Here is a 3,281-nt window from a genome sequence, read left to right on the forward strand (position 1 = left end):
GTCAGAGGATCGACGTTCTGGCCGCCTGCGAGAGCGCCGCGGCGGTGCGGCGCTCTCGCAGGCGGCCGACGGATCCAGGCCTTGGACCACTGTCAGTGGCTGTTGTCTTTCCGGGCTTGAGGGCTGCGTTTCCGCTGTTCAGGCATGGGGTCGGCGGTCTCGGGGAGTGGTGACGTGTCGTGTCGTCGCTCTGGTGGAGGTCGGGGATGCCGTCGGTCGTGGGGCTGCTGGAAGAGCGTGAGCTGACCGCTCGCCGTCGTGTGGACGCGCTGCGGGAGGAGGCGGACCGTATCCAGGCCGAGCTGGTCGTGGCCGAGCGGGAGTGGAACGAGTGGATCATCGCCCGTTCACGCGTCGGCGAGGTGCTGTCCCCGGGCGAAGGCGACGTCGCCGGCCCGGATGCCGCCGAGGAGCCGTCGGATTGCGGTGAACCGCCGGCAGTGTGTGCATCTTCGGAGGCGGCGAAGCCGAAATCGGTGGTGCCGATGTGGCGTGCGGGCCTGGCCTGGTCGGCACTGTCGACGGATTACCAGCGCATCGTGCAGGCTCTCGCGGACCGCAACCGTCTCGGTAAAGGTCCGCTGACGTGCCAGGAGATGGCCGGCTGCTTCGGCCTGGACCCGGTGCCCGCGAAGATCGAGGCGTTGCGGTCGAAGGCGAAGCGGCTGACAGCGCGCGGGTGGCTGGCCGAGCCGGCGCCGGGCCGGTTCACGCTCGCGAAGGCCGTGGCCGGACCAGGCGGCGGGTCATGAGCAGGGTCATCGACCAGTAGACCATCGCCTCCGCGCTGCCGGTGGATCGCTCGAAGTCCCGCACGAGGCGGCGGCTTCGCATCAGGTGGGCGAAGAACCGCTCCACGATCCACCGCTTGGGCAGCACGACGAAGCCGCGCATGTCGTCACTGCGCTTGACGATCGCCAGGACCAGGGCGAGGGCGGCCAGGCAGTGCTCGACGAGGCTGCCGGTGTAGCCGCCGTCGGCCCAGACCAGGGCCAGCAGGTGGTGCGCGGCGGCGACCTGGGCGAACAGGACGTGGGCGGCGGCGCGGTCGCCGATGTCCGCCGAGGTGACCAGCACGGCCAGCAGCAGGCCGAGGGTGTCGACCACGACGTGCCGTTTGCGCCCGTTGATCAGCTTGCCGCCGTCGAAGCCGCGGCTGTCGGCGCCGACGACGGCGTCCGCCTTGACCGACTGGGAGTCGATCACGCCCGCGCTCGGCTCCGGGTCCCGCCCGGCCTGCTCGCGGACCTTGCGGCGGAGCCGGTCGTGGAACTCGCGGACCAGACCGTGGTCGCGCCAACGGCGGAAGAACGCGTAGACCCGGTCCCACGGCGGGAAGTCGGCCGGCATGGCCCGCCACTTCGTTCCGTTGTCGACCAGGTAGCGGACCGCGTCCAACATCGCGCGGTGGCAGTACGCCTCCGGCTGCCCGCCCCGCCCGCGCAGCCAGCCCGGCACCGGCAGCAGCGGCCTCACCACCGCCCACTCCGCATCGGACATGTCCGACGGATACCGGCGCTCGCGAACCCCGCGGTCGCCGGCGTTCCCGAACCGGTGAGCCAGACAGTCACACGCAAGAGTGGCCGAAGTGGACTCCACCCCGGTGATGCCGTACAAATGCGATAACAGGGCCTCCGTAAGGTGTTGGTCGGCCCGGGAGGGCCGGATGTGGCTGAACAGGGCTTGCCGTTGGTGGCTCTCCAGGAGTGGCCGTCCGGCTCTTCGGGGCGCCCTGACCGCTGATTGAGATCTGCGTCCTGGTCGCTGTTTACGGAGCTGACGGCGGGGTGTTCTTCGGGCCGACGAGTGCTGGTTCGGCGTGGGGAGCATCGGATGACAGAGCGACGGACCCGGATCTGGGTGGGGATCGACGCGGGCAAGGGCCACCACTGGGCGGCTGCCGTGGACGAGTTGGGGTTCCAGGTCTGGTCGAAGAAGATCGACAACGACGAGGCGGCGATCCTGGAAGCGATCGCCGAGGCGCTGGCCATGGCCGAGGCGGTGGACTGGGCGATCGACCTGTCCGGCACCGCGTCCGCGCTGCTGCTGGCCCTGCTCGCCTCGCATGGGCAGAAGCCCGTCTACGTCCCGGGTCGTACGGTGAACCGGATGGCCGGGGCCTACCGGGGCGAGGCGAAGACCGACGCCCGCGATGCGTTCGTGATTGCGGAGACCTCGCGTGTGCGACGGGACTTCGCCGCCGTGGACGTGCCCGCCCAGTTGGTCTCCGATCTCGCGCTGCTGGTCGCCCACCGCGCCGACCTGGTCGCCGACCGGGTGCGGATGGTCAACCGGCTTCGCGACGTGCTGACCGGGATCTTCCCGGCCCTGGAGCGGGCCTTCGACTGGTCCGCCAGCAAGGGTGCTCTCACCTTGCTGACGCACCGGCAGACGCCGGCCGGGATACGTCGGCTCGGCCGCTCGCGGCTGGAGTCGTGGCTACGCAAGCGCGGCGTGCGCTCGGCGGACAAGGTCGCCGCCACCGCGCTGGAGGCCGCCGAGGCCCAGCACACCGTTCTGCCCGGCGAGAGCGTCGCCGCCTCGATCGTCGCCGACCTCGCCACCCAGCTCATCGCGCTGGACGAGCGGATCAGCGGTCTCGACAAGCAGATCAAGGAGACCTTCCACACCCACCCGCAGGCGCACATCATCGAGTCGATGCCGGGCATCGGCCCGATCCTGGGCGCCGAGTTCGTCGTCGCCGCCGGCGACCTGTCCGCCTACGCCGACGCCGGCCGCCTCGCCTCCGCGGCCGGCCTCGTCCCAGTGCCACGCGACTCCGGACGCCGCACCGGCAACCTCCACCGACCCAAGCGCTACAGCCGCCGCCTGCGACGGGTGTTCTACCTGTCCGCGCAGACCAGCGCCATCAAGGACGGCCCCAATCGGGACTACTACCTGAAGAAGCGCAGCGAGGGACTCAAGCACGTGCAAGCCCTGATCGCACTGGCCCGTCGGCGCGTCAGCGTCCTGTGGGCGCTCCTGCGCGACAACCGGGTCTTCACCCCCGATCCGGTCACGCAGACGGCTTGACTCCGTCATTGAGACTCCTGGACCGCTCGTTGGCTTCGACACCATTCGAGCTACCAAGAGGCCCTGCTCTCATGCACGGCTGTCTCCACAGTCACCCGATCGAGACTCCCGTTCGACCGGCACCCCTCAAGATCGGAACGACAACAGCCACTTAGCTTGATCTTTAACCTCGTGCGGCGAGATGGGCTTGGAGTGTGGGTTCGCGTTTGACGGTCTTGCCGACGTCGTGGCGGGGCGCCGGCTTGCGG

General features: G+C 70.0%; 3 protein-coding genes. 2 read left to right on the forward strand and 1 reads right to left on the reverse strand.

The window, feature by feature from the left end:
• Positions 1–206 precede the first annotated feature (206 nt).
• Positions 207–752: a hypothetical protein gene (locus ACIBH3_RS35825; RefSeq protein ID WP_396316303.1), complete on the forward strand. Its 546-nt coding sequence runs from the start codon at positions 207–209 to the stop codon at positions 750–752.
• On the opposite strand, the gene ACIBH3_RS35830 is transcribed toward ACIBH3_RS35825, so the two are convergent.
• Positions 709–1,500 carry an IS5 family transposase gene (locus tag ACIBH3_RS35830; RefSeq protein WP_396316304.1) on the reverse strand — a complete coding sequence of 264 codons (792 nt, stop codon included), beginning with the start codon at positions 1,498–1,500 and terminating at the stop codon, positions 709–711. The genes ACIBH3_RS35825 and ACIBH3_RS35830 overlap by 44 nt on opposite strands.
• A 333-nt stretch (positions 1,501–1,833) precedes the next feature.
• Here ACIBH3_RS35830 and ACIBH3_RS35835 point away from each other — a divergent pair, with 333 nt between their 5' ends.
• Positions 1,834–3,033, forward strand: coding sequence for an IS110 family transposase (locus ACIBH3_RS35835; protein WP_396316305.1), 1,200 nt, complete (start codon positions 1,834–1,836; stop codon positions 3,031–3,033).
• Positions 3,034–3,281: the final 248 nt, after the last annotated feature.

Origin of the sequence: Kitasatospora sp. NPDC050543 (genome assembly GCF_044457565.1) — a bacterium.
Taxonomy (GTDB): Bacteria; Actinomycetota; Actinomycetes; order Streptomycetales; family Streptomycetaceae; genus Kitasatospora.

What these genes read in the sequence shown, in the direction of transcription:
- ACIBH3_RS35825 (WP_396316303.1), top strand. Translation starts at nt 207, where the DNA reads ATGCCGTCGGTCGTGGGGCTGCTGGAAGAGCGTGAGCTGACCGCTCGC.
- ACIBH3_RS35835 (WP_396316305.1), top strand. Translation starts at nt 1,834, where the DNA reads ATGACAGAGCGACGGACCCGGATCTGGGTGGGGATCGACGCGGGCAAG.
- ACIBH3_RS35830 (WP_396316304.1), bottom strand. Translation starts at nt 1,500, where the DNA reads ATGTCCGATGCGGAGTGGGCGGTGGTGAGGCCGCTGCTGCCGGTGCCG.